The following is a 25,047-nucleotide window of genomic DNA, read 5'->3' as shown; positions in this document are numbered from 1 at the left end:
TTCGTGGAGGGAAAAGGCCTCTTGGTCCAGACCATGACCCTCCGGAGGAGGCAGCGATACACGGGGCGGCCGAGGGGATATACAGAACCAGGACGTGACGATCAACAGGACGACGGACGCGTTGACCACCCGAGGGAGCCCGCCCATGAGACAGCGCCGAACGATTCCACGTCTGATCGGATCCCTGCTCCTGTTCGCGACCGCCGGAGTCGGCTGCGGCGAGGCCGCTCCCGACGGAGCCGATGCCAAGGCGCCCGGCCGGGCCGCCGTCGAACCGGAGGTCCGCCCGCTCGGCCGGATCGTGCCCGCGCCCGTCTCCGTCGCCCCCGAGGGCGAGCCCTACACGCTCACCGCCGCCACCACCATCGGCGTCGACGAGACCTCCCGGGAGTCCCGGGAGCTCGGCGGCTACCTCGCCGGACTCCTCCGCCCCGCCACCGGCTTCCCGCTGCCCGTCGTCGACGACCGCGCCGCCGCCGGCGGCATCCGGCTCCGCCTCGACCCCGGCGACACCACACTCGGCGACGAGGGCTACCGGCTCCGCTCCGCGCCCGAAGGCCTGGTGCTGACCGCCCGTGCCCACGCCGGCCTCTTCCGCGGCGTCCAGACCCTGCGCCAGCAGCTTCCCTCCGCCGTCGAGCGGAAGAGCGTCCAACCCGGCCCCTGGAAGATCGCCGGCGGCACCGTCACCGACACCCCGCGCTACGCCTATCGCGGTGCCATGCTCGACGTCGCCCGCCACTTCTTCACCGTCGACGAGGTGAAGCGGTTCATCGACCAGCTCGCCCTCTACAAGGTGAACACCCTCCACCTGCACCTCTCCGACGACCAGGGCTGGCGCATCGCCGTCGACTCCTGGCCCCGGCTCACCACCCACGGCGGCTCCACCCAGGTCGGCGGCGGCGCCGGAGGCTTCTACACCAAGGCCCAGTACCGGGAGATCGTGGACTACGCCGCCTCCCGCTACCAGGAGGTCGTCCCCGAGATCGACATGCCGGGCCACACCAATGCGGCCCTCGCCTCCTACCCCGAGCTCACCTGCGACGGCGCCGCCCCGCCCCTCTACACCGGGACCAAGGTCGGCTTCAGCTCCCTGTGCGTGCCCAAGCCCGTCACCTACGACTTCGTCGACGACGTCGTACGGGAGCTCGCCGCGCTCACCCCCGGCCGCTACCTCCACATCGGTGGCGACGAGGCCCACTCCACCAGCCAGGCCGACTACGTGACCTTCATGAACAAGGTGCAACCGGTCGTCGCCGCGTACGGCAAGACCGTCATCGGCTGGCACCAGCTGACCGCCGCCATCCCCGCGAAGGACGCGCTCGTCCAGTACTGGGGCCTCGACCGCACCCCCGCGGAGGAGAAGGAGCGGGTCGCCGCAGCCGCACGGAACGGCACCGGGCTGATCCTCTCCCCCGCCGACCGGACCTACCTCGACATGAAGTACACCAAGGACACCCCGCTCGGCCTGGCCTGGGCCGGGTACGTCGAGGTCCGCAGGTCGTACGACTGGAACCCGGCGACCTACCTCCCCGGCGCGCCCGAGGGTGCCGTCCGCGGCGTCGAGGCACCGCTGTGGACCGAGACGCTCGCCTCCGTCGGCGACCTCGACCTGATGGCCTTCCCGAGGCTGCCCGGCGTCGCCGAACTGGGCTGGTCCCCGGCGGCCACCCACGACTGGGAGGCCTACAAGCTCCGCCTCGCCGAGCAGGCGCCCCGCTTCGATGCCCTGGGCATCACCTGGTACCGCTCGCCGGAGGTGCCCTGGCCCGCGGAGTAGTCGGTGCCTCCGTGCGGGCACCGGCGGCGCCGGGCGGTGTGGCCCGCGCCGGGAAGGGGGGCGGACGCGCCCGCCGGGCCCGAGGGGGGGACGGGGGGGGGGCCCCGCGGGAGGACCGTACTCCGTCGGGGCCCGCCCCGGTCCCGGGTGCTCAGGCGAAGCGGGCGATCGGGTTCGCCAGCTCGCCGACGAGCTGGAGTGCCGCCGAGGGGTCCGCCAGGTCCACCATCTGCCGGTTGTTGCGCAGCTGGAGCCGGTTGAGGGCCGACAGCGCGAAGGTCTCCGCGAACAGGTCGTACTGGGCGAAGCGGTCCGCCAGCTCGGGCTTCGCGGCCCGGTAGTCGTGCACGCACCGTGCGACCGTCCGCCAGAAGTCGTCCTCGGCGAGGACGCCCTCCGCGGCCAGGGTGGCCCCCAGGAAGCGGAAGAAGCAGTCGAAGACGTCCGTGAAGACCGAGAGGAGCTTCATGTCCTCGGGGACCTCGGCGCGGATGCGCTCCACCGCCGGCGGGAGGACCGCCGTCGGGTCCATCACGCAGATCTCCTCGGCGATGTCCTTGAAGACGGCGCGGACCACCGCGCCGCGCTCGTCGAGGACCAGGATCACGTTCTCGCCGTGCGGCATGTAGGCCAGGTCGTAGGCGTAGAAGCTGTGCAGGACCGGGAGCAGATAGGCGTCGAGGTACTTCCTCAGCCAGGCGGCCGGCTCCAGGCCGGACTCCTTGATCAGGGCGCCCGCGAAGGACGCGCCGGCGTGGTCCACGTGGAGGAGCGAGGCCATCGTCGCGAGCCGCTCGCCCTCGGCGAGGGACGGCACCGGGGACTCGCGCCAGAGCGCGGCCAGCATCTTGCGGTAGGGGGAGTAGCGGTCGGTGGCGGCCTCGTACTCCAGGTGTCGGTAGCCGATCGCCGCCCGCTCGCGGATGATGGAGAAGCGGGCCGCCCGTAGCGTCGGGTCCGCCTCGATCAGCCCGTGCAGCCAGTCGTTGATGGCCGGGGTGGCCTCCATGTACGTGGCCGAAAGGCCCCGCATGAAGCCCATGTTGAGCACCGAGAGGGCCGTTTTGACGTAGTGCTTGGCCGGGTCCGAGGCGTTGAAGAAGGTGCGGATCGACTGCTGCGCCAGGTAGGCGTCCCGGCCCTCGCCCAGCAGGACCAGGCGCTGTTGGGCGATCTCGGCGGCGAAGGTGACGGACAGCTTGTTCCACCACTGCCAGGGGTGGACCGGCACCAGCAGGTAGTCGTCCGGGTCGAGGCCGCGCTCGGTGAGGACCGCGGCGAAGCCTTCGACGGCGTCGTCGCCGAGTTCGGCGCGGATGAAGGACGCGTACGCCAGGTCCGCCCCGGCGGTGAAGGTGGTGCGGTCGCGGTGGGCGGCGAGCCAGATCAGGTGGATCTCGCTCGCCGCCTCGGGGGCGTACGCCCGGTACTCGTCGACGCCGAAGCCGAGCCGGCCGTTGTTGGCGACGAAGCAGGGGTGGCCCTCGGTCATCCCGGTTTCGACGGCTTGGAAGTCGGAGCGCGCCAACTCGGCCGAGGTGACCGGTGCCTTGCTCGCCTTGAAGGCCGTGCCGGCCAGGGTGGAGGAGATCTCCTCCAGGTAGACCGGCAGGATCTCGTCGCTCAGCCCGAGGGTGCCGCGCAGCTCGGTGATGAACTGGAGCGCGTCGAGCGGAAGGCCTTCCCCACCGCGGTGGCGACTGATCGACTCGGGGTAGACCTGCCAGTGGTCGAGGGCGAAGCGGTCGGCGGTGAAGCGGTACTCGGTGGTGCCGTCGTCGCTGAGGACCTGGTAGCGGCCTTCGCCGAGTTCCCGCGGGGCGAGCAGCCGCTCGTGGGCGAATTCGGCGAGGCCCTTGCGGATCAGGGCGCGGTTGGCGGTGGCCCAGCGCTCGGGGGTGAGGTGTGCGACGGGGTTCACAGGGCGGCTCCGACGGCGGTCTCGAACTGGGCGCGGGTGCAGAAGCTCAACAGCGCCTTCTTCTCGGGCTTCTGGACCTCGCGCTCGGGCACGAAGCCGACGGCCTCGTTGAGGGCGTGCACGGCCGTGTTGCGGACGTCGGGTTCGACGACCACCCGGGCGGTGGCCGGGTCGGCGAACAGCTCGGTCATCACGGCGGTGATCACGGTGCGGGTGAAGCCGTGCACGGGGGTGTCGGTGGGAGCGACGAGGAAGTGCATGCCGACGTCACCGGGCTGCGGCTCGTAGAGCCCGACCAGCTCGACCCGCGCGGGGTCGTACCGCTCCATCAGGAAGGCGGGCTCGTCGTCGACCAGGCCGATGAAGGCGTCGTGGTGCGGGTGGGCCGCTATCTCCATGTAGGCGCGCTCGACGTCCTGGAGCCGTGCGTCCTGCATCATCCAGAAGGCGGCCTTGGGGTGCGTCACCCAGGGGTGGATCAGTTCGGCGTCCTGCAGCGGGTCGAGCGGGCGGATCCGGACGGGCGGGACGGTCATGCCGCGAACTCCTGGAAGGCGATGGTCTTCTCGACGGGGTAGTACGCGGAACCCAACATCTCCCCGATGATGTACGCGTTGCGGTACGGGCCCATGCCCAGGTCGGGCGAGGTGATCGAGTGGGTGTGCACGCCGGCGTTCTGGAGGAAGACCTCGCGGCCGGCGGTGTCGATCGAGTAGTTGCGGGCCACGTCGAAGCGGCCCTGCCCGTCGCGGCGGAGGCGGTCCTCGATCGGCTCCAGGAAGTCGGGGGCGGCGTACTTGTAGCCGGTGGCGAGGACCAGGCCCTCGGTCTCGACCGTGAAGTCCTTCCCCTGCTCCTCCTGGCGGAAGCCGAGCGCGTACGTGCCGGTGGCGGAGTCGTACGCGGCGCTGTGCAGGGCGGAGTTGGTGAGCAGCCGGGTGGGAACCGGGCCGGCCAGGTTCTTCTGGTACAGCAGGTCGAAGATCCCGTCGATCAGATCGGCGTTGATGCCCTTGAAGAGGCCCTTCTGCTCGGACTCCAGGCGGTAGCGGGTCTCCTCCGGCAACGCGTGGAAGTAGTCCACGTACTCGGGGGAGGTCATTTCCAGGGTGAGCTTGGTGTACTCCAGCGGGAAGAAGCGCGGGGATCGGGTGACCCAGTTGAGCCGGTAGCCGTGGACGTCGATCTCGCTCAGCAGGTCGTAGTAGATCTCGGCGGCGCTCTGGCCGCTGCCGACGATCGTGATCGATTCCTTCTTCTGGAGCGCCGCCCTGTTCGGGACGTAGCGCGAGTTGTGGATCAGGTCGCCGCCCAGGTCCCGGCAGGCCTCGGGGACGTGGGGAGGGGTGCCGGTGCCGAGCACGATCCGGCGCGAGCGGAACGTCTCACCGGCCGCCGTGGTCACCAGGTAGACCGCTTCGGCCTCGTCGTGGGAGACGGAGGAGACGGTCGTGGAGAAGCGGATGGAGGAGAGCTTCCCGGCGGCCCAGCGGCAGTAGTCGTCGTACTCGGCGCGCAGCGGGTAGAAGTTCTCGCGGATGTAGAAGGAGTAGAGCCGCCCCTTCTCCTTCAGGTAGTTGAGGAAGGAGTACGGGGACGTCGGGTCGGCCAGGGTGACCAGGTCCGACATGAACGGCGTCTGGAGGTGGGCGCCTTCCAGGAACATCCCGGAGTGCCATGCGAAGTCCGGCTTGGACTCCAGGAAGAGGCCGTCCAGTTCGCGGATCGGCTCGGTCAGACAGGCGAGTCCGAGGTTGAACGGACCGAGTCCGACACCGATGAAGTCGTACGTCCTGGTCGTTTCAGGCGTGGACAAGGTTCTCTCCCAGGTACTGCTCGGCGTGGCCGGCTATCAGATCGAGGACGGCGGTGATGTCGGCCGTGGTGGTCTCGGGGTTGAGCAGGGTGAACTTGAGGTACTGGCGGCCGTCGACCTTGGTGCCGGCGACGACGGCCTCGCCGGAGGCGAAGAGCGCCTTGCGGGCGTAGAGGTTGGCCCGGTCGACGTCGGCGGGGGAGGCGGTGGCCCCCGGGACGTAGCGGTAGACGAGGGTGGAGAGCTGCGGTTCGACCACGACCTCGTAGCGCGGGTCGGCGGCGAGCAGCTCGAAGCCCTCGCGGGCCAGGCCGCAGACCTCGTCGAAGAGCTCCCCGATGCCGTCGGCCCCCATGACCCGCAGGGTCATCCACAGTTTGAGCGCGTCGAAGCGGCGGGTGGTCTGGAGGGACTTGTCGACCTGGTTGGGCACCCTTCCCCACGGCCCTGCGGTGGCGGGGGACGCCTTCGTGGCGGGCGCCTGGCGGGGGTTGAGGTAGTCCGCGTGGTAGGTGGCGTGGCGCAGGGTGGCGCCGTCGCGCACCAGGACGGCGGAGGAACTCACCGGCTGGAAGAAGGACTTGTGGTAGTCGACGGTGACGGAATCGGCCTGCTCGATGCCGTCCAGGAGCTGGCGACGGGTCCGGGAGGCCAGCAGCCCGCAGCCGTAGGCGGCGTCGACGTGCATCCAGGCGCCGTACTCGGCGGCCAGGGCGGCGATCTCGGGCAGCGGGTCGATGGAGCCGAAGTCGGTGGTGCCGGCGGTGGCCACGATCGCCATCGGGACCAGGCCCTCGGCGCGGCAGGCCTCCAGCTCGGCGGCGAGGACGACGGACTGCATCCGCTTGTTCCGGTCGACCGGGACGGAGACGACGGCATCGCGGTCGAGCCCGAGGAGGGTGGCCGATTTCTGGACGCTGAAGTGGCTGCACTCGGAGGAGAAGATCCGGAGCTTGGACAGGTCCCCGGTACCGGTCTCCTCGCGGGCGAGCAGCAGGGCCTGGAGGTTGGACTGGGTGCCGCCGCTGGTGAACACGCCGTCGGCGAGCGGTCCGAGGCCGATCCGGCCGGCGGTCCACTCGATCAGCCGCTGCTCGATCAGGGTGCCTCCGGCGCTCTGGTCCCAGGTGTCGAGCGAGGAGTTGACCGCCGAGAGGACGGCCTCTCCCAGGACGGCGGGGATGACCACCGGGCAGTTGAGGTGCCCGAGGTAGCGGGGGTGGTGGAAGTAGACCGCGTCGCGGAGGTAGACGCCCTCCAGTTCGTCGAGGGCTGCCGTGGAGTCGCCCAGGGGGCGGTCCAGGTCGATGGCGTCGATCACGGGGGCCAGTTCGGCGGGTGTGACACCGGTGAACGGGCCTCGCGTCGCGGCGAGTCTGTTCGCCACCCGCTCGACTCCTTCGGTGACGGATCGCCGATAGCTCTCAGCCGTCGCGTCGTTGAGCAGGTGCGAGCGCATGGGGAATGCCTCCGGACAGCAGGAAGGGGCGAGAAGTGACGTGCAAGTGAGGTTAGCCTAACCTAACTTTCTCTTGCAATGACCCCTCGCCCCACGGGGCGCGATGTCGGCCCACCTGGCCGGATCACGCTTCTTGCCGCGCCTCTTCCTGTACCTCGTCCGGCACCTCGCGCAGGGCGTCCTCGGACAGCCCCCTGCGCCAGTAGCCGACGAAGGTGACCCGGCGCCGATCGAGCCCCCGCTCCCGCACGAAGTGCCGACGCAGCGCCTTCACGGAGCCCGACTCGCCCGCGATCCAGACGTAGGGGGCCGTTCCGGGCAACTCGACGCCGCGCACCGCGTCCACGGCGGACGGGGCGCCCTCCTCCCGGACGAGCCAGCTGATCGTGGCGTCCGCCTCGGTGGTGAGCTCCGTCCGGTCGCCGGAGTACGGCACCTCCAGGAACACCCGGGCGCGGGTTTCGGCCGGAAGCCACTCCAGGATCGCCGAAGCCGCGGGGAGGGCCGTCTCGTCCGCCCAGATCAGGACGGAGTCGGCGTCCGCGGGGAGGCGGAAGCGGACGCCCGTGTTCTCGGCAACCGCCGGACCCAGGACGACGACCCGGTCGCCGGGCTCGGCGCGGCCGGCCCAGCGGCAGGCGGGGCCGCCGTCCTCGTGGAGGGCGAAGTCGATGTCGACCTCGTGGGCCGGCTCGCTGCGCTGCTCGCGGACGGTGTACGAGCGCATGACGGCGCGTTCGCCCTCCGGCATCGCGCGCCAGGCGCCGAGGATCGCGTACATGTCCGGATCGTCCAGTGCCGGCAGGACCGGGGCCGCTTGGCCGGGGTGCGGCAGGAAGAGGGAGAGGGACTGGTCGCGGCCCCCGGAGGCGAAGGCCTTGAGGTCGTCCCCGGTGAAGGTGATCCGGACCAGGGACGGGCCGAGCCGTCGCGTTCGGTCGACCCGGAGGGAGAAGAACTGGAAGGGAGCGGTCTCGACATGCGTCATGAAAAGTAGGTTAGCCTAACCTCACTAAATCTCGTGGGGGTAGGGGAGAGCCCGCCGCACCAGGGGGTGCGGCGGGCTCGTGCGTGCGGTTCCGTCGGGTCAGGCCGGCAGGCCCAACTCCCGTGCGATCAGCATCCGCTGGACCTCGCTGGTGCCCTCGCCGATCTCCAGGATCTTCGAGTCGCGCCACATCCGGGCCACCGGGTACTCGTTCATGAAGCCGTAGCCGCCGTGGACCTGCGTCGCCTCGCGGGCGTTGTCCACCGCCACCGTCGACGAGTACAGCTTCGCGATCGCCGCCTCCTTCTTGAAGGACTCGCCGCGCACGAGCCGCGAGGCCGCGTCCCGCCAGCCGATCCGGGCCATGTGCGCCTTCATCTCCATGTCGGCGATCTTGAACTGGACGGCCTGGTACGTGCTGATCGGCGACCCGAAGGCGTGACGTTCCTTCGCGTACTTGACCGACTCGTCCACACAGCCCTGCGCGAGGCCCGTCGCGAGCGCCGCGATCGCGATCCGCCCCTCGTCCAGGATCCGCAGGAACTGCGCGTACCCCCGGCCCTCCTCGCCCAGCAGGTTCTCCACCGGGACGCGCACGTCGTCGAAGGACAGCTCGCGGGTGTCCGAGGCGTTCCAGCCGACCTTGGAGTACGGCGCCGCGACCGTGAAGCCCGGGGTGCCGGACGGCACGATGATCGAGGAGATCAGCGGTCGGCCGTCGGGCTTCCGACCGGTCACCGCCGTGACCGTCACCAGACCCGTGATGTCCGTGCCCGAGTTGGTGATGAAGCACTTCGAGCCGTTGATAACCCAGTGGTCGCCGTCCCGGACGGCGGTGGTGCGCGTACCGCCCGCGTCCGAGCCGGCACCCGGCTCGGTCAGGCCGAACGCACCGAGCACCTCACCGGTGCACAGCTTGGGCAGCCACTCCCGCTTCTGTTCCTCCGTGCCGAAGCGGTAGACCGGCATCGCACCCAGCGAGACGCCCGCCTCCAGCGTGATGGCCACGGAGGAGTCGACCCGGGCCAGCTCCTCCAGGGCGATCCCGAGGGCCATGTAGTCGCCGCCCATGCCGCCGTACTCCTCGGGGAACGGCAGGCCGAACAGGCCCATGCGGCCCATCTCGCGGACGATCTCGTACGGGAACTCGTGCCGCTCGTAGTAGTCGCCGATCTTCGGCGCCACCACGTCGTGCGCGAACTCCTCGACGGTGCGGCGGAGTTCCTCGTGCTCTTCGGAGAGCCGGTGGTCGAGGGACATGTCTTTCGTCACTCCTTGTGGGAGAGGGCACGGACGGTGCGGGAAGGGCTGGGACGGCCCAGTTGTTCGGCCATCCACACGCTCGTGGCGGTGAGGGCGGCCAGGTCGACCCCGGTCTCGATGCCGAGGCCGTCGAGCATCCACACGAGGTCCTCGGTGGCGAGGTTGCCGGTCGCGCTCTTCGCGTACGGGCAGCCGCCGAGGCCGCCGGCGGAGGCGTCGACGACGGTCACCCCGTGGCGCAGGGCGGCCAGGGTGTTGGACAGGGCCTGCCCGTAGGTGTCGTGGAAGTGCACGGCGAGGCGGGACGTGGGGACGCCGCCCTCGTTCAGGGCCGTCAGCAGGGCCCGGACGTGTCCGGGGGTGGCGACCCCGATCGTGTCCCCCAGGCTCAGCTCGTCGCAGCCCATGTCCGCGAGGGCCTTGGTCACCCGGACGACCTGCTCGATCGGGACGGCCCCCTCCCAGGGGTCGCCGAAGCACATCGACAGGTAGCCCCGGACCTTCAGCCCGGCCTCTATGGCCCGGGTGACGGTCGGTTCGAACATGGCGAGCGCCTCGTCCACGGTCCGGTTGAGGTTCGCCTTGGCGAAGGCCTCGGTGGCCGAGGCGAAGACGGCGACCTCGCGGGCGCCGAGCGCCAGGGCCCGATCGAGGCCGCGCTCGTTCGGCACCAGGACGGGGAGGCGTACGGGCAGGCCCCGCACCAGCGGGAACAGCTCCTCGGCGTCGGCCAGTTGGGGCACCCACTTGGGGTGGACGAAGCTGGTCGCCTCGATGGTCGTCAGCCCGGCGGCGGCCAGCCGCCGCACGAACTCGGCCTTCACCGGGGTCGGGACGGCCGACGCCTCGTTCTGCAGCCCGTCCCGGGCGCCGACCTCGTGGATCCGGACCCGGGCGGGCAGCTCCGGATCGGACACGGTCATGGGCAGGCTCATGCCGCCTCCTCCTCGTGCGGCGTCACCACGGCCAGGACCTGGTCCATGGCGACGGTGGTGCCGGGAGCGACGTCCAGTTCGGTGACGGTGCCGGCGTGCGGGGCGGAGATGACGTGTTCCATCTTCATCGCCTCCACCACCAGCAGGCTCTGTCCGGCCTCCACTTCGTCCCCGACGGCCACCTTCACGACGGTCACCGTCCCGGGCATCGGCGCGGCCAGGGTGTCGGCCCCGCCGTGCCGTGCGCCGGACAGCGCCGCCTCGACGGGGTCGTGGTCGAGGACGTGCCAGGAGTCCCCCTCGCGGCCGAGCCAGCTCCCGGCGCGGTGGAAGCGGTGGGTCATCCCGTCGAGCGTCACGGTCACGGAGGCGTCGGTGATCCGGTCGCCGGCGGGGGCCTCCACCGTCACGGGTTCGAGGCCCGGCACCCGGAAGGAGAAGGCGAGCGGCTTCGGCGTGCCGCCGAGGCGCCATCCGCTCGGCGCGTCGAACGGGTCCGCCCAGCCCTCCCGGGGTGCCGGGGCCAGCGCCGCGCGCCGCACGGCCGCCGCAGCCGCGTACACCTCGTCCGGGACCGCGGCGTCGACCAGGGACTCCGCGTCCCGCTCCACCAGGCCGGTGTCCAACTCGCCGGAGACCACGTCCGGGTGGGCCAGCAGCCGGCGCAGGAAGCCCGCGTTGGTGGGGACGCCCAGGGTGACCAGGTCGGCGAGGGCCGCACGGAGCTTGCGCAGGGCCGTGGGACGGTCGGCCGCGTGGACGATGACCTTCGACAGCATCGGGTCGTACAGGGAGGAGACCTCGGTGCCTTCGAGGAGGCCCGAGTCCGTCCGCACGCCGTCCCCGCTCGGCTCGTTCAGCGCGAGGACCGTGCCGCCGGACGGCAGGAAGCCGCGCGCCGGGTCCTCCGCGCAGATCCGCGCCTCGATCGCCCAGCCGTCGAGCCGGACGTCCTCCTGGCCGAAGGACAGCGGTTCGCCGGCCGCGACCCGCAACTGCCACTCCACCAGGTCGATGCCGGTGATGAGTTCGGTCACCGGGTGCTCGACCTGGAGACGGGTGTTCATCTCCATGAAGTAGTACTGGGACGGGTCGCCGCCCGGCACGATGAACTCGACCGTGCCCGCGCCGACGTAGCCGCAGGAGCGCGCCGCTTCGACCGCCGCCGCGCCCATCGACGCCCGGATCTCCGGGGTGAGCAGGACGCTCGGCGCCTCTTCGATGATCTTCTGGTGACGGCGCTGGAGCGAGCACTCGCGCTCGCCGAGGTGGATCACGTTCCCGTGCGCGTCCGCCAGGACCTGGATCTCGATGTGCCGGGGCCGGTCGATCCACCGCTCCACGAGGAGGGTGTCGTCACCGAAGGAGGAGCGGGCCTCGCGTCGGGCCGCGGCGATCTCGTCCGTCAGCGTCGACAGGTCGCGGACCAGCCGCATGCCCTTGCCGCCGCCGCCCGCACTCGGCTTGAGGAGGACGGGGGCGCCCAGCGCGCGGGCCGCTTCCTCCAGATCGGGATCGGCCGCGCCGGGGACCACCGGCACGCCCGCCGCCTTCACGGTCTCCTTCGCCCGGATCTTGTCCCCCATGACGGAGATCGCTTTCGCCGGGGGGCCGATGAAGACCAGGCCCGCGTCCGCGCAGGCCTGCGCGAAGCCGGCGTTCTCGGCGAGGAACCCGTAGCCGGGGTGGACGGCCCGGGCCCCGGTCCGCCGGGCCGCTTCGAGCAGCGCCGGGACCGACAGGTACGACTCGGCGGCCGGCGGCGGGCCGATCCGCACGGCCGTGTCCGCCTCCCGCACGTGCCGGGCGTCGGCGTCCGCGTCGCTGTAGACGGCCACCGAGCGCACGCCCATCGCCCGCAGGGTGCGGATGACGCGGACGGCGATCTCGCCCCGGTTGGCCACAAGGACGGTGTCGAACATGCTCCGAGAACCCCTCACATCCGGAAGACGCCGAACTGGGGGTCACCCAGGGGCGCGTTGGCACAGGCGGTCAGGGCGAGGCCGAGGACCTGTCGGGTCTCCATCGGGTCGATGACCCCGTCGTCCCACAGGCGGGCGGTCGCGTAGTAGGCGTTGCCCTGGGACTCGTACTGCTCGCGGATCGGGGCCTTGAAGGCCTCCTCGTCCTCCGCGCTCCACTCGTCCCCGAGCTGGTCGCGCTTGACGGTCGCGAGGACGGACGCGGCCTGCTCGCCGCCCATGACCGAGATCTTGGCGTTGGGCCACATCCACAGGAAGCGCGGCGAGTACGCCCGGCCGCACATCGAGTAGTTGCCCGCGCCGTAGGAGCCGCCGACGACGACCGTCAGCTTCGGGACCCGGGTGGTGGCCACGGCCGTGACCATCTTGGCCCCGTGCTTGGCGATGCCGCCGTGCTCGTAGGCCTTGCCGACCATGAAGCCGGTGATGTTCTGCAGGAAGACGAGCGGGATCCCGCGCTGGTCGCACAGCTCGATGAAGTGCGCTCCCTTCTGCGCGGACTCGGCGAACAGGATGCCGTTGTTGGCGACGATGCCGACCGGGTGGCCGTGGATCCGGGCGAAGCCGGTGACCAGCGTCTGCCCGTACTCGGCCTTGAACTCCTGGAAGCGGGAGCCGTCCACGACCCGGGCGATCACCTCGCGCACGTCGTACGGGGTGCGGGAGTCCACCGGCACCGCGCCGTAGAGCCCGTGCGGGTCGACCTTCGGTTCCTCGGCCGGTTCGACCGACCAGGGCAGCGGCCCGCGCTCGGGAAGGGTGGCGACGATGTTCCGCACGATGCGCAGGGCGTGGGCGTCGTCCTCGGCGAGGTGGTCGGTGACGCCGGAGATCCGGGAGTGGACCTCGCCGCCGCCCAGCTCCTCGGCCGTGACGACCTCGCCGGTGGCCGCCTTCACCAGCGGCGGACCGCCGAGGAAGATCGTGCCCTGGTTCCGCACGATCACGGCCTCGTCGCTCATCGCGGGGACGTACGCGCCGCCCGCCGTGCAGGAGCCGAGGACCGCGGCGATCTGCGGGATTCCGGCACCGGACATCCGGGCCTGGTTGTAGAAGATCCGACCGAAGTGCTCGCGGTCCGGGAAGACCTCGTCCTGCATCGGCAGGAAGGCCCCGCCCGAGTCGACCAGGTAGAGGCAGGGGAGACGGTTCTCCAGTGCCACCTCCTGGGCGCGCAGGTGCTTCTTCACGGTCATCGGGTAGTACGTGCCGCCCTTGACGGTCGCGTCGTTCGCGACGATCACGCACTCGCGTCCGCTGACCCGGCCGATCCCCGCGATGACGCCGGCCGCCGGGGCCTGGTCGCCGTACATGCCGTTCGCCGCCAGCGGGGCCAGCTCCAGGAACGGTGACCCCGGATCCAGGAGCGCGTCCACCCGGTCCCGCGGCAGCAGCTTGCCGCGCGCGGTGTGTCGGGCCCTCGACTTCTCACCGCCGCCCAGGGCGACCGCCGCGAGCTTGGCGCGCAGGGTCGCGGCCAGCTCGTGATGGGCCGCCTCGTTGGCCTGCCAGGCCGCGGACGCGGGATCCGCCGCGCTCGCCAGCACAGGTGCCTGCTGCATCCCTCGAGCTCCCTTGCTCGGTTAATGAGCGTTAACGTATGGCGCCCAGGTTAACGACCGCTAACCGGGTTGTCTAGAATCGATTCATGACCACGACCGCCACCGGCCGGACCGACGCCCCGACGCGACGCGAGCAGATCCTCAAGGAGGCCGCCCGCCTCTTCGCCGAGCGCGGCTTCCACGGCGTCGGCGTGGACGAGATAGGTGCCGCCGTCGGCATCAGCGGCCCCGGGCTCTACCGCCACTTCCCCGGCAAGGACGCGATGCTCGCCGAACTGCTCGTCGGCATCAGCGAGCGGCTGCTCGACGGGGGGCGGCTGCGGGCCGAGGAGTCCGACGGGGACGCGCGCGCCCTGCTCGGCTCCCTCATCGACGGGCACATCGACTTCGCCCTCGACGACCGGCCGCTCATCACCCTCCACGACCGCGAGCTCGACCGGCTCAAGGACGAGGACCGCAAGCGGGTCCGGCAGCTCCAGCGGCAGTACGTCGAACTGTGGGTCGCGGTGGTGCGCGAGCTGTACCCGGCCGCGGAGGAGTCGGAGTCCCGCACGGCCGTCCACGCGGTCTTCGGCCTCCTCAACTCGACCCCGCACCTGGCCGCGCTCGGCCGCCGCCCCATGGAGGACCTGCTGCGCCGCCTGGCCCACGGGGCCTTCGGGGCGCTCGCCCGCTGACGGGGCCGCCCGCACGCGCGGGGCACGGGGGAGGGAACCGGACGTTCCGGGACGGGCACGGGTCCGCGACGCGGAACGGGAGCCCGCCGGACCCGGGACTCGTACAGAATGAACCCCATGCCGATACCCAGCCGCCCCGCCCTCATCGAGCACCTCGTCCGCACCCGGATCGCCGGAGACGTCGCCACCCCGCGCGACAACAACCTCTCCCACTACCGCAAGCTCGCCAACGGCGACCGGCACTACTGGCTCGGCCTGGAGCTCGGCGACCGCTGGACCGACGAACAGGACGTGCTCGCCGTCATGGCCGAGCGGTGCGGCGTCGTCGACGACCCGGCCCACCGGGTCGGCCAGGACACCATCGACCCCGAACTGACCGTCGACGGCCTCGACCGGATGGCCGCACGGCTCCGCAAGGCCGCCGCCGGGCGGGAGCGGGTCCTCTTCGCGACCGGTCACCCCGGCGCGCTCATCGACGTCCACGGCCGGGTCGCCGCCGCACTGCGTGCCCAGGGCTGCGAGATCGTCCGGATCCCCGGCGGACTCATCGCCGACGAGGGGTACGTGGTGCAGTTCGCGGACGTCGCCGTCTTCGAGCGGGGAGCGAGCCTGTGGCACACCCACTCCCCGGAGCCGATGAACGCGATCCTCGACGCGCTCGGCGAGGAGGGGCGGCCCGATCTGGTGATCGCGGACCACGGCTGGGCCGGGCGGGCGGGGCAGCGGGGGATCGACTCGGTCGGCTACGCGGACTGCAACGACCCCGCGCTCTTCATCGGCGAGGCCGAGGGCACCATGCAGGTCACGATTCCGCTCGACGACCACGTCCTGGACCCGCGCTTCTACGAGCCGCTGACGGCGTACACCCTGGCGGCGGCGGGCCTGGCGGTCTGAGCCCCCGCCGGGCCGGGGCGCGGACGGCGCCGCCCGCCCGCGGCGGCCCTCACGGCGCGGTCCGGTGCGGTGCCGTGCCCGGAGTCGGATCGAGATAGACGCGGCGGACCGCCGGGAAGCGCTCCCGCAGCCGGGCCTCGGCCTCCTCGCAGGCCCGTTCCACCTGCCCCGCCGAGGACACGTCCCTGAAGTCGACCTTCGCCGCCACCAGCACCTCGCCCGGCCCCTGGACCAGGGTGACCAGATCGAGCACGTCGACCACGTGCGGGACCCCCAGCAGCTCCTCCCGGATGCCGTCCCGCACCGGCCGCGGTGCCGGGCGGCCGATGAGGAGCTCGGCGTTGGAGCGGCCCAGCACCCAGGCCACGTACACGAGCAGCACGCCGATGAGGACCGAGGCGGTGCCGTCCCAGACGCCTGAGCCGGTGAGCTGGCCGCCGAGCAGGCCGCCCGCGGCGAGCAGGAGGCCGACGAGGGCCGCGGAGTCCTCCATGACGACCGCCTTGACGGTGGTGTCGGGGGTGCGGCGCAGATGGGTCGCGAAGGGGGTTCCGGTCCGTTCCGCCTCGGCCCTGACCTGCTTGATCCCGGTCCGCAGCGAGAAGCCCTCCAGGAGGAAGGCGATGCCGAGGACCAGGTACGAGACCAGCGGGTCGCCGGGCTCCTCGCCGTGGGTGAGGGTGTGGACGCCGTCGTAGACGGAGAAGACGGCGCCGCCGACGAAGGTGGCCACGGCGGCGAGCAGCGCCCACACGTACCGTTCCCCGGCGTGTCCGACGGGGTGGTCCTCGTCGGCGGGCTTCTCGCTGCGCTTGAGCGCGGTGAGCAGCATGATCTCGGTGACGGTGTCGGCGACCGAGTGGGCGGCCTCCGAGAGCATCGCGCTGGAGCCGCTGATGACGCCCGCGACGGCCTTGGCGGCGGCGATGCCGAGGTTCGCCGCCGCTGCCATGATCACGGTGGAGGTGCTTTCGGCGTTCTCCGTCATGATCGGACGGTACGGTCGGCCGTCAGCGCGGGACGCGAACGACACCCTCCTGGATGACGGAGATCGCCAGGCGTCCGTCCTGGGTGTAGATCCGGGCCTGGCCGAGGCCCCGCCCGCCCGACGCGGTCGGTGACTCCTGGTCGTACAGGAGCCATTCGTCGGCCCGGAAGGGACGGTGGAACCACATGGCGTGGTCCAGGGACGCCCCGACGACGTCCCCGACGGCCCAGCCGCCCCGCCCGTGGGCGAGGAGCACCGAGTCGAGCAGGGTCATGTCGGAGACGTAGGTGGCCAGGACGACGTGCAGCAGGGGGTCGTCGGCCAGTTTGCCGTTGGCCCGGAACCAGACCTGGGAGCGCGGTTCCCGGGGCTGCCCGACCGAGCCCCACGGGGGGACGTCCACATAGCGCAGGTCCACCGCGGCCCTGGCTTCGATCAGGCGGTCCGCCACGTCGCGGGGGAGGTGGCGGGGGAGCATCTCGGCCGGTGCGGGGAGGGACTCCGGGTCCGGGGCGGGCGGCATGTCCGCCTGGTGGTCCAGGCCCTCCTCGTACGTCTGGAAGGACGCCGAGAGGTGGAAGATCGGCTGGCCGTGCTGGACGGCCACGACCCGTCGGGTCGTGAAGGAGCGGCCGTCGCGGATGCGGTCCACGTTGTAGACGATCGGCACGCCGGGGTCGCCGGGGCGCAGGAAGTACGCGTGGAGCGAGTGCGGGAGCCTCGGGGCCCCGCCCGCCGGAGCGGGGGCGAGGTCCGGGGAGGCGCCGGGCACGGTCCGCCCCGCCGCCACCAGCGCCTGGGCGGCCACCTGGCCGCCGAAGACGCGGGGGACGAGCGAGGAGCGGGACTCCCCCCGGAAGATGTCCTGCTCGATCCGCTCCAGGTCGAGCAGATCGAGCAGGTCGTCCAGTGCTTCGGGCACCTACAGGCCCATCGACTTGGCGATGATCGACTTCATGATCTCGCTGGTGCCGCCGTAGATGCGGTTGACGCGGTTGTCGGCGTAGAGGCGGGCGATCGGGTACTCGTTCATGTAGCCGTAGCCGCCGTGCAGCTGGAGGCAGCGGTCGATGACGCGGTGGGCGACCTCGGTGCAGAAGAGCTTGGCGCTCGCGGCCTCGGCCGGCGAGAGCTCGCCCGCGTCCAGGGCCTCCAGGGCGCGGTCGGCGACGGCCTCGGCGGCGTCGACCTCGGCCTGGCAGGCGGCCAGCTCGAACTTGGTGTTCTGGAAGGAGGCGACCGGCTTGCCGAAGACCGTGCGCTCCGTGACGTACTGCTGCGCGAAGCGGACGGCGGCCTTGGCCTGGGCGTAGGCGCCGAAGGCGATGCCCCAGCGCTCGGAGGCCAGGTTGTGGCCGAGGTAGGAGAAGCCCTTGCCCTCCTCGCCGAGCAGGTCCTCGACGGGAACCTTGACGTCGACGAAGGCCAGCTCGGCCGTGTCGGAGGTGCGCAGGCCGAGCTTGTCCAGCTTGCGGCCGATGGAGTAGCCCTCGGACTTGGTGTCGACGGCGAAGAGCGAGATGCCGAAGCGGCGGTCGTCCGCCGACGGGGCGGAGGTCCGGGCGCAGACGATCACGCGGTCGGCGTGGACGCCACCGGTGATGAAGGTCTTGGCGCCGTTGAGGACGTAGTGGGTGCCGTCCTCGGAGAGCTTGGCGGTGGTCTTCATGCCCGCGACGTCGGAGCCGGTGCCCGGCTCGGTCATGGCGAGCGCCCACATCTCCTCGCCGGTGACGAACTTCGGCAGGTAGCGCTTCTTCTGCTCGTCGGTGGCGAGCATCTTGATGTAGGGCAGGGCGAGCAGCACGTGGACGCCGGAGCCGCCGAACTGGACGCCCGCGCGCGAGGTCTCCTCGTAGAGGACGGCCTCGAACTTGTGGGTGTCCAGGCCCGCGCCGCCGAACTCCTCGGGGACGTTGATCCCGAAGATGCCCAGCTCGCCGAGCTTGTCGTAGAACTCGCGCGGCGCCTGGCCCGCGGCGAACCACTCGTCGTAGACGGGGACGACCTCGGCCTCGATGAAGGCGCGGATGGTCTCCCGGAACGCCTCGTGGTCCTCGTTGAATACGGTACGGCGCACGAGCCGCCTCCTTCGGTTCCTGTCTTGGTCCGGCCGGTCGCTCCAGCGCCCCGACTTTTGTCTAAGCGCTTGCTCAGCCTTGGTCAGTCGAAGTTACCCATCGGTCACCCCTCCTGTCCAGACTCCGCGCCTGTGATCCAGCGCCCTTCGGAGGCGTCGTACGCGTACGTCGGCCTTCCCCCGGCCCCGCTGGTGCGGAAGGGCTTCCCGTCGTCCGTGATCCCGGTGTGCCCCGAGCGGCCCCCGGAGCTCCACTCCAGCTCCAGGTACCAGCGGCAGTCGCAGCCCGCCGTCCGCGCGGCGACGACGAACTCCTCGGGCTCGGAGGCGGTGACGGCGTACGGGAAGGAGACGGCCGGGATCGTCCGTCCCTCGGCCCCGGAGGCGTCGTACCCGTCGACGGGCCGGGCGACCGGGCGCGGCCGGTCGAGGTCCACGGCGAAGTGGCGCGGGGTGACGGCACCGCCGCAGCCCTCGTCCGTCCGGTACGCGTTCCACGGCAGCGGCGCGGCCCGGTCGACCACGCGCACGTGCAGGGCCTGGAGGACCACGGCGGTGGACGGCGACCGGCCCTGGAGGGTGATCCGCACGAGCGCCTCCCCGCCGTGCACGGCCCGGTGCGCCCCGACCCACGCCCCGGCGTCGGCCGCGACCGGTGGCGGGGCGACCGTGCGGGGGGCCCGGTCCACGAGGTAGGTGTGGCCGCAGCCGCCCTGCCAGAGCTGGGGGTCCACGGTCCAGGTGAAGGGGAGGGGCTCCCCTTCGGGGACGGCCCGTCCTTCGGGAACGGAAGCGGAAACGGAAACGGAAACGGAAGCGGTGGCGGTGGCGGAGGGGGTGCGGGCGGGGCGGTCGAGCAGGACGGCCACCAGCGCCAGGACCGCGGCCAGGACGGCGACGGCCACCCCGACGGCCGCCGCCGTGCGGCGGGCGCGCGGTGCTTCCGCCGCGGGCGGCGCGTGCGGCGCGGGCGCCGTGGGCGGTGACGGCGCCGCGGACGGCGAGGGGGCCGCGGACGGCGAGGGGGCCGGTGGCGGCGCGGGCAGCGGGCGCGTCGAGGGCGGTACGGGATCGGGAGTGGGTGCGGGATCGGGCGTGGGCGCCGGTGCGGCGGGCGGCGTCGGCGCGGGAGGCGGCACCGGGAGGCGGGCGCGGTCCGCGCGGGTCCAGGCCGCCTCCAGGGCGCGCCGCTCCTCCCCGTCGGCGCCGCAGAGCCGGGCCAGCCGGTCCAGGACGGCGAAGCCCTCCGGCACGCTCTCCCCGGAGCCGTACCGGTGCAGCGTGGAAGCGCTCACGTTCAGGCGCCGACCCAGCGATGCGTAGCTGCGGCCGTCGCGCTCCTTGAGGGCGCGCACCCGCGAGGCGAGGTCCTCGACCGCCGCGCCCTTCGACCTCCCCGTGGGGTTCCCCATCAGACCGACTCCCCGTCACCGTTTCCCATGGCGTTCCACCGCCCCTGTCCTCCCACGTCAGGAGGGGTGGAACGGTTCCGGGACGGCCGGGACGGGCTGGTGCATTGCGGAGGTTCCCGCCCCGCCCCGAGGCTGGTCCGTGTTCCGATCGACCGCACCACCTGGGGGATTCCCGACATGACCAGCAGGTTCCGTTCCGTTCTCGCCGTCTCCACCGTCGCCGTCGGCCTGGTGGCCCTGGCGGCCGTCCCGTCCAACGCGGGCGGCACCACCGCCCGGGCGGCCCAGCAGCCCGCCTTCCTGGCGCCGTCGCAGATGCCGCCGTCCTCGACGCCCTGGACCGCCGACCCGGTCGCCCAGGGCCTCCCCGAGTACGGCCCGTTCTGTGCGCCGGGAGTCGTCCCCGCCCGGGGCACCCGCCACCGCACCTTCCGCACCGAGCTCGACACCGGCGGCCTCCAGGTCACCACCGTCGCCGCGACCGAGGCCCAGGCGGTCCGTCTGGCCGGTGCCCTGCGGCGGGCGCTCGCCGACTGTGCCGAGCGCCTGGAGCGGGAGGACCCGGGGACCGAGGCGGTCGGCCGGTACCACGGCAAGGTCGCGGTGGAGGAGGGCGCCCACGTCTACAGCCTGGACACCGCGAACCCGGAGGTCGGCAGCACGGACGTCCACCTCTTTTCCGTCGGCCGTGACGGACGGACCGTCACCTACGTGGAGTGGGGGCAGATGGGCGACTTCGAGCAGGCCCCGCTGAAGGCCTTCCGGAAGACCACGGCCACCGCCGTGAACAAGCTCTGGCGCTGACGGCCTCCGGGGCGGAAGGACCCGAGCGGCAGGAGGTGCGCCGGGCCTCCCGGGACGGCCCGCCCGGAGGGGCCCGTGCGCCGGGTGCGGACGGCCGACGCCATGCGGCCGGGCCGTGACCGCACCCGGATCACCGGGTGCCGAGGGCGAACCACAGCTCCATCCGTACGTCCGGGTCGTCCAGATCGCGGTCGAGGAGCGTCGCGCAGCGGGTGATCCGCTGGCGGACGGTGTTGCGGTGGACGTCCAGGGCCACCGCCGTCCGGTCCCAGCTGCCGTGCAGCGACAGCCAGGTGCGCAGCGTCTCCCTGAGCGGTTCGTCCAGACGGGCGAGCAGGGTCCGGGCGTGGGCGGCGGCCTCGTCCGGGTCCACCAGGGAGGCGAGGCCGCCCCGGTGGTGGCGCACCAGCGCCGCCCGGGTGGCCTCGGCCCGGCGCAGTGCCCGCGCCGCCTGCGCGTCGGCGGCGGGGAGTTCCGCCGCCCCGGCCGGAGCGGACGCCCCGAGCGTCCAACCGGGCCGAGCGGTGACGGGGGACGAGGCGGGGAGCAGGAGGCGCACGGGGGCGCCTGCCTCCACCAGTGTCGTCCCCAGCGCCGCCGCCAGGCCCGCCGCCGCGAACGGGGTGCCGTCGCCGCCCTTCGCGTGGACCACCGTCCAGGGGCCCGGGTCCAGGGCGGAAGCCGCCTCCGCCGGGGAGGCGCCCAGGAGCAGCCGGACCAGGGCCCCGTCCCGCACCGCCGCGTCCGTGCCCTGCTGCGGTGCCGTCAGGAGGGAGAGCAGGACCACCGCGACGCCCACGATGGTGTGGTCGCCGGGGTCCCGCCGCTCCGCCGCCACCCCCAGTGCCGGTCCGTCGCCGCCGCCGAGCGCGTACGCCGCCAGGCGCAGGCCCCCGCCCTCGGAGCTCGCGGAGGCCGGCCCGCCGGGGCGCGGACCCAGGACCCCCGCCAGTTCCCGCAGCGCCCGGGCCGCCTGCGTCGGGACCTCCCGGCCGGCTGCCGCCGCCTCGGTGCCGTCCGGGGCGAAGAGGACCGCCCGGCCGCCGAGCCGGGACGCGAGCGCGGCGAGGACCGCCGGGACCGGGGCGGGGCGGGCCGCGGCCGTCGCGAGGGACTGCTGGGCCTCCGTCACCCGACGCAGCTCGTGCAACCGGGCCTCCGCCATCAGGCGCCACACGGCCCGCGCCACCGCCGTGAACGGGGTCCGCGGCGGCACCTCCAGGAGCGGGAGGCCCCGACGGGCGCAGGCTTCGACCAGCTCCGTCGGGACCGTGTCGTGGACCGGAGCCACCCCGAAGCCGAGCGCAGCCGCCCCCGCCTCCACGACCCGCTCCACGTACCGCTCCGGGTCGGAGAGCTGCACGCCCGCCGTCATCAGCAGTTCGCCGCCCAAGAGGTACGGATGGGGGTCGGCCATCTCCGAGGTGTGCACCCAGTGCAGGGAGACGTCCTCGGGGCCGGCGAGCAGGCGCAGGCCCAGCTCCCGGCGGGCCAGCAGCGCGGCGAGCGGGACGGGGGGCGCGGGCGGGGTGGAGCCGGGCTCCGGAGCGGCCATGCGCTGGACCTTTCGCACATCAACGGGGGACGCAATGGAGGAAACGTACACTTCAAGGACGCATTCCGGCGTCTTACTGTCGTCATCACCCCACCGACCCCTCAGGAGGCCCCGACCATGAGCAGCAGCGACCAGAACGCCTTCCGCGGCCCGATCGACTCGTCCCGCGTCCCGCGGTACGCCGGTCCCGCGACGTTCGCCCGGCTGCCGCGGCTCGACGAGGTCGGCACCACCGACGTCGCCGTGGTCGGCATCCCCTTCGACAGCGGCGTCTCCTACCGTCCCGGCGCCCGCTTCGGCGGCAACGCCATCCGCGAGGCCTCCCGCCTGCTGCGCCCCTACAACCCGGCGCAGGACGCCTCCCCGTTCGCGCTCGCCCAGGTCGCCGACGCCGGTGACATCGCGGTCAACCCCTTCAACATCAACGAGGCCGTCGAGACCATCGAGGCCGCCGCCGACGACGTGCTCGCCACCGGAGCCCGGATGATGACCCTCGGCGGCGACCACACCGTCGCCCTGCCGCTGCTGCGCTCGGTCGCGAAGCAGCACGGCCCGGTCGCCCTGCTGCACTTCGACGCCCACCTCGACACCTGGGACACCTACTTCGGCGCCGAGTACACCCACGGCACCCCGTTCCGCCGCGCCGTCGAGGAGGGCATCCTCGACACCTCCGCCCTGTCGCACGTCGGCATCCGAGGCCCGCTCTACGGCAAGCAGGACCTCACCGACGACGAGAAGATGGGCTTCGGCATCGTCACCTCGGCGGACGTCTACCGCCGCGGTGCCGACGAGGTCGCCGACCAGCTCCGCCAGCGCATCGGCGACCGCCCGCTGTACGTCTCCATCGACATCGACTGCCTCGACCCGGCCCACGCCCCCGGCACCGGCACCCCCGAGGCGGGCGGCATGACCTCCCGCGAGCTCCTGGAGATCCTGCGCGGCCTCTCCTCCTGCAACCTGGTCGGCGCCGACGTCGTCGAGGTCGCCCCGGCCTACGACCACGCGGAGATCACCGCCGTCGCCGCCTCCCACACGGCGTACGAGCTGACCACGATCATGTCCCGTCAGATCGCCGCGGCGCGGGACGCCCAGTAGTCTCCGCGGCGCGGGCCGGACGCCGTCCGGCCCGCGCCGCGTCGGGTCGTGGACACGCGTTCTCCCCCGGGACGGACGGGTGGGTCAGGCCCGCCCCGCCGGCCCGCCCCCGACCGAGCCACGCCCAGAGGGATCCCATGACCCACGACCACGACCTGGTCCTGCGCCCCACCGCCGCCCAGACGGAGGCCGCGCTCGACCCGCCGAAGGGCCGCATCGGCGGCGACCTCGTCATCGAGACCCTCAGCGGCCTGGGTGCCACCACCGTCTTCGGGCTGCCCGGCCAGCACGCCCTCGGCATGTTCGACGCCCTTCGCCGCTCCGACCTGAGCTACGTCGGCCTCCGCGTCGAGAACAACGCGGGCTTCGCCGCCGACGCCTACGGCCGGATCACCGGCGAGGCGGCCCCGCTGCTGCTCTCCACCGGCCCCGGGGCGCTGATGTCGCTCGCCGCGCTCCAGGAGGCCGCCGCCGCCTCCGCGCCGGTCCTCGCGATCGGCAGCCAGATCCCGGTCGCCGGACTCGGCGGCGGTCGGCACGGCTACCTCCACGAGCTCCGCGACCAGCAGGCCTCCTTCCGGGAGGTCGTGAAGTCCGTCCACACGGTCCGGACGCACTCCCAGATCCCGTCCGCGATCGCCGCCGCCTGGGAATCCGCGCTCACCGCCCCGCACGGGCCGGTCTGGGTGGAGATCCCGCAGGACGTGCTGCTCGCCGAGACGACGCTGCCGGTGGTCACGGCCCTGGACGCGACGCCCGGGGCCGCCGTGCCGCGCCCCGAGCTGACGGCGGTCGCCGCCGACCTCCTGGCCAAGGCCGCCCGGCCGGTGATCATCGCGGGCGGCGGGGTCGTGCGCTCCGACGCCTCCGGCAAGCTCCGCGCGCTCGCCGAGCGGATCGACGCCCCCGTCGTCACCACCTTCGGGGGCAAGGGGGCCTTCCCCTGGCAGCACCCGCTCTCGCTGCAGTCCTGGCTGGAGGACCGGCACACCACCGACTTCCTGGAGGACGCCGACGTCCTCCTCGTCGTCGGCTCGGGCCTCGGCGAGCTGTCCTCGAACTACCACACCTTCGCCCCGCGCGGCCGGGTGATCCAGATCGAGGCCGACGCGGGCAAGCTGGAGTCCAACCATCCCGCGCTCGGCATCCACGCGGACGCGCGCCTCGCGCTCCAGGCCCTCCTGGAGACCGTCGAGGAGCGCACGGACCCGACCGCGCCCGAGCGGGTCTCGGCCGTCCTGGCCAAGGTCCGGGACCGGATCGCCGCCCAGGGCCTCGACCCGGAGCAGCGGATCGTGGCCGCCGTGCGGGAGGCGCTGCCGGACCGGGCCCCCAGCTTCTGGGACATGACGATCCTGGCGTACTGGGCCTGGTCGGCCTTCGACGCGCGCTTCCCCAACACGATGCACTCCGCACAGGGCGCCGGCGGCCTGGGATACGCCTTCCCCGCGGCCCTCGGCGCGGCGGTCGCCGACCCCTCCCGGCCGGTCCTCGCGGTCTCCGGCGACGGCGGCGCGATGTACTCGATCGCGGAGCTGGCCACGGCGAAGCAGTACGGGCTCGACGTGACCTGGCTGATCGTCGACGACGGCGGCTACGGAATCCTGCGCGAGTACATGACGGACGCGTTCGGCGAAGCCACGGGCACCGAACTGACCCGGCCGGACTTCGTCGCCCTCGCCGGCTCCTTCGGCGTCCCGGCCGTCCTGACGGCCCCGGAGAGGCTGGCGGACGACCTCGCGGAGGCCCTGGCCACCCCCGGCCCGTCGGTGGTCGTGCTCCCGGCCCTCCTGAGGATGTTCGAACCGACACACCTCTGACGACCGGGAAGCGGCC

Annotated in this window: 20 protein-coding genes; 6 read left to right on the top strand and 14 right to left on the bottom strand. The window is 72.7% G+C overall.

What is annotated here, in order from left to right:
* Positions 1-145: 145 nt before the first annotated feature.
* Complete coding sequence (locus tag ACFW22_RS30910; RefSeq protein ID WP_386410942.1) at positions 146-1,780, top strand: beta-N-acetylhexosaminidase; 1,635 nt, start codon at positions 146-148, stop codon at positions 1,778-1,780.
* Between the two features lie 151 nt (positions 1,781-1,931).
* On the opposite strand, the gene ACFW22_RS30905 is transcribed toward ACFW22_RS30910, so the two are convergent.
* The 9 genes from ACFW22_RS30905 to ACFW22_RS30865 all read right to left on the bottom strand — a co-directional run bounded on the left by ACFW22_RS30905 (position 1,932) and on the right by ACFW22_RS30865 (position 13,706).
* On the bottom strand, positions 1,932-3,701 hold the full coding sequence (locus ACFW22_RS30905) for an IucA/IucC family protein (RefSeq protein WP_386410940.1): 1,770 nt from the start codon (positions 3,699-3,701) through the stop codon (positions 1,932-1,934).
* The gene (locus ACFW22_RS30900) at positions 3,698-4,237 is read right to left on the bottom strand and encodes a GNAT family N-acetyltransferase (RefSeq protein ID WP_386410938.1); all 540 of its coding nucleotides are present in this window, start codon (positions 4,235-4,237) and stop codon (positions 3,698-3,700) included. The genes ACFW22_RS30905 and ACFW22_RS30900 overlap by 4 nt, the downstream gene beginning before the upstream one ends.
* Entirely contained in the window at positions 4,234-5,517 is a 1,284-nt protein-coding gene (locus ACFW22_RS30895) for a lysine N(6)-hydroxylase/L-ornithine N(5)-oxygenase family protein (RefSeq protein ID WP_386410936.1), read from the bottom strand. Before ACFW22_RS30895 ends, ACFW22_RS30900 begins: the two co-directional genes overlap by 4 nt.
* The gene (locus tag ACFW22_RS30890) at positions 5,504-6,976 is read right to left on the bottom strand and encodes a pyridoxal phosphate-dependent decarboxylase family protein (protein WP_386410934.1); all 1,473 of its coding nucleotides are present in this window, start codon (positions 6,974-6,976) and stop codon (positions 5,504-5,506) included. The genes ACFW22_RS30895 and ACFW22_RS30890 overlap by 14 nt, the downstream gene beginning before the upstream one ends.
* 124 nt (positions 6,977-7,100) lie before the next feature.
* Positions 7,101-7,964, bottom strand: coding sequence for a siderophore-interacting protein (locus ACFW22_RS30885; protein WP_386410932.1), 864 nt, complete (start codon positions 7,962-7,964; stop codon positions 7,101-7,103).
* 99 nt (positions 7,965-8,063) lie between these two features.
* A complete protein-coding gene (locus ACFW22_RS30880) occupies positions 8,064-9,224 on the bottom strand; it encodes an acyl-CoA dehydrogenase family protein (protein ID WP_386410930.1) in 1,161 nt (386 codons plus the stop codon).
* An 8-nt stretch (positions 9,225-9,232) separates the two neighbouring features.
* Positions 9,233-10,162 (bottom strand): hydroxymethylglutaryl-CoA lyase, encoded by a 930-nt coding sequence (locus tag ACFW22_RS30875; protein ID WP_386410928.1) that lies wholly within the window; start codon positions 10,160-10,162, stop codon positions 9,233-9,235.
* The gene (locus ACFW22_RS30870; RefSeq protein ID WP_386410926.1) at positions 10,159-12,084 is read right to left on the bottom strand and encodes a biotin carboxylase N-terminal domain-containing protein; all 1,926 of its coding nucleotides are present in this window, start codon (positions 12,082-12,084) and stop codon (positions 10,159-10,161) included. The genes ACFW22_RS30875 and ACFW22_RS30870 overlap by 4 nt, the downstream gene beginning before the upstream one ends.
* Positions 12,085-12,098: 14 nt before the next feature.
* Positions 12,099-13,706 (bottom strand): carboxyl transferase domain-containing protein, encoded by a 1,608-nt coding sequence (locus tag ACFW22_RS30865; protein WP_386410924.1) that lies wholly within the window; start codon positions 13,704-13,706, stop codon positions 12,099-12,101.
* 86 nt (positions 13,707-13,792) lie between these two features.
* Here ACFW22_RS30865 and ACFW22_RS30860 point away from each other — a divergent pair, with 86 nt between their 5' ends.
* Both ACFW22_RS30860 and ACFW22_RS30855 read left to right on the top strand, forming a co-directional pair.
* The gene (locus tag ACFW22_RS30860) at positions 13,793-14,383 is read left to right on the top strand and encodes a TetR/AcrR family transcriptional regulator (protein ID WP_386410921.1); all 591 of its coding nucleotides are present in this window, start codon (positions 13,793-13,795) and stop codon (positions 14,381-14,383) included.
* 117 nt (positions 14,384-14,500) lie between these two features.
* Complete coding sequence (locus tag ACFW22_RS30855) at positions 14,501-15,277, top strand: phosphatase (RefSeq protein ID WP_386410919.1); 777 nt, start codon at positions 14,501-14,503, stop codon at positions 15,275-15,277.
* A gap of 49 nt (positions 15,278-15,326) precedes the next feature.
* Here the strand turns inward: ACFW22_RS30855 and ACFW22_RS30850 are convergent, their stop codons facing one another.
* From ACFW22_RS30850 to ACFW22_RS30835, 4 genes are all read right to left on the bottom strand, one after another.
* Positions 15,327-16,265, bottom strand: a complete 939-nt coding sequence (locus ACFW22_RS30850; RefSeq protein ID WP_386410917.1) for a cation diffusion facilitator family transporter — start codon at positions 16,263-16,265, stop codon at positions 15,327-15,329.
* Between the two features lie 22 nt (positions 16,266-16,287).
* Positions 16,288-17,187, bottom strand: a complete 900-nt coding sequence (locus tag ACFW22_RS30845; protein ID WP_386410914.1) for an acyl-CoA thioesterase — start codon at positions 17,185-17,187, stop codon at positions 16,288-16,290.
* The gene (locus tag ACFW22_RS30840; RefSeq protein WP_386410911.1) at positions 17,188-18,345 is read right to left on the bottom strand and encodes an acyl-CoA dehydrogenase family protein; all 1,158 of its coding nucleotides are present in this window, start codon (positions 18,343-18,345) and stop codon (positions 17,188-17,190) included.
* Between the two features lie 104 nt (positions 18,346-18,449).
* Positions 18,450-19,757: a helix-turn-helix domain-containing protein gene (locus ACFW22_RS30835; protein ID WP_386410908.1), complete on the bottom strand. Its 1,308-nt coding sequence runs from the start codon at positions 19,755-19,757 to the stop codon at positions 18,450-18,452.
* 177 nt (positions 19,758-19,934) lie between these two features.
* On the opposite strand from ACFW22_RS30835, the gene ACFW22_RS30830 reads away from it, so the two are divergent.
* A complete protein-coding gene (locus ACFW22_RS30830) occupies positions 19,935-20,561 on the top strand; it encodes a hypothetical protein (RefSeq protein ID WP_386410904.1) in 627 nt (208 codons plus the stop codon).
* A gap of 130 nt (positions 20,562-20,691) precedes the next feature.
* Here ACFW22_RS30830 and ACFW22_RS30825 read toward each other — a convergent pair whose 3' ends face one another.
* Complete coding sequence (locus ACFW22_RS30825; protein ID WP_386410901.1) at positions 20,692-22,116, bottom strand: PucR family transcriptional regulator ligand-binding domain-containing protein; 1,425 nt, start codon at positions 22,114-22,116, stop codon at positions 20,692-20,694.
* A 117-nt stretch (positions 22,117-22,233) separates the two neighbouring features.
* Between ACFW22_RS30825 and speB the strand changes: the two genes are divergently transcribed.
* Together speB and ACFW22_RS30815 are read left to right on the top strand one after the other, a co-directional pair.
* On the top strand, positions 22,234-23,211 hold the full coding sequence (speB, locus tag ACFW22_RS30820; RefSeq protein WP_384883437.1) for an agmatinase: 978 nt from the start codon (positions 22,234-22,236) through the stop codon (positions 23,209-23,211).
* A gap of 137 nt (positions 23,212-23,348) precedes the next feature.
* Complete coding sequence (locus tag ACFW22_RS30815) at positions 23,349-25,031, top strand: thiamine pyrophosphate-binding protein (protein ID WP_386410898.1); 1,683 nt, start codon at positions 23,349-23,351, stop codon at positions 25,029-25,031.
* Positions 25,032-25,047: the final 16 nt, after the last annotated feature.

Origin of the sequence: Streptomyces sp. NPDC058872, assembly GCF_042743065.1 — a bacterium.
Taxonomy (GTDB): Bacteria; Actinomycetota; Actinomycetes; order Streptomycetales; family Streptomycetaceae; genus Streptomyces.
Note: the sequence above shows the minus strand (reverse complement) of the source record. Positions and strands in the feature narration are given on the sequence as shown.

Coding starts and splice junctions, on each gene's coding strand:
- ACFW22_RS30885 (WP_386410932.1), bottom strand. CDS start 7,964: ATGACGCATGTCGAGACCGCTCCCTTCCAGTTCTTCTCCCTCCGGGTC.
- ACFW22_RS30835 (WP_386410908.1), bottom strand. CDS start 19,757: ATGGGGAACCCCACGGGGAGGTCGAAGGGCGCGGCGGTCGAGGACCTC.
- ACFW22_RS30900 (WP_386410938.1), bottom strand. CDS start 4,237: ATGACCGTCCCGCCCGTCCGGATCCGCCCGCTCGACCCGCTGCAGGAC.
- ACFW22_RS30815 (WP_386410898.1), top strand. CDS start 23,349: ATGACCCACGACCACGACCTGGTCCTGCGCCCCACCGCCGCCCAGACG.
- ACFW22_RS30855 (WP_386410919.1), top strand. CDS start 14,501: ATGCCGATACCCAGCCGCCCCGCCCTCATCGAGCACCTCGTCCGCACC.
- ACFW22_RS30865 (WP_386410924.1), bottom strand. CDS start 13,706: ATGCAGCAGGCACCTGTGCTGGCGAGCGCGGCGGATCCCGCGTCCGCG.
- ACFW22_RS30875 (WP_386410928.1), bottom strand. CDS start 10,162: ATGAGCCTGCCCATGACCGTGTCCGATCCGGAGCTGCCCGCCCGGGTC.
- ACFW22_RS30825 (WP_386410901.1), bottom strand. CDS start 22,116: ATGGCCGCTCCGGAGCCCGGCTCCACCCCGCCCGCGCCCCCCGTCCCG.
- ACFW22_RS30910 (WP_386410942.1), top strand. CDS start 146: ATGAGACAGCGCCGAACGATTCCACGTCTGATCGGATCCCTGCTCCTG.
- ACFW22_RS30850 (WP_386410917.1), bottom strand. CDS start 16,265: ATGACGGAGAACGCCGAAAGCACCTCCACCGTGATCATGGCAGCGGCG.
- ACFW22_RS30880 (WP_386410930.1), bottom strand. CDS start 9,224: ATGTCCCTCGACCACCGGCTCTCCGAAGAGCACGAGGAACTCCGCCGC.
- ACFW22_RS30860 (WP_386410921.1), top strand. CDS start 13,793: ATGACCACGACCGCCACCGGCCGGACCGACGCCCCGACGCGACGCGAG.
- speB (WP_384883437.1), top strand. CDS start 22,234: ATGAGCAGCAGCGACCAGAACGCCTTCCGCGGCCCGATCGACTCGTCC.
- ACFW22_RS30890 (WP_386410934.1), bottom strand. CDS start 6,976: ATGCGCTCGCACCTGCTCAACGACGCGACGGCTGAGAGCTATCGGCGA.
- ACFW22_RS30830 (WP_386410904.1), top strand. CDS start 19,935: ATGACCAGCAGGTTCCGTTCCGTTCTCGCCGTCTCCACCGTCGCCGTC.
- ACFW22_RS30870 (WP_386410926.1), bottom strand. CDS start 12,084: ATGTTCGACACCGTCCTTGTGGCCAACCGGGGCGAGATCGCCGTCCGC.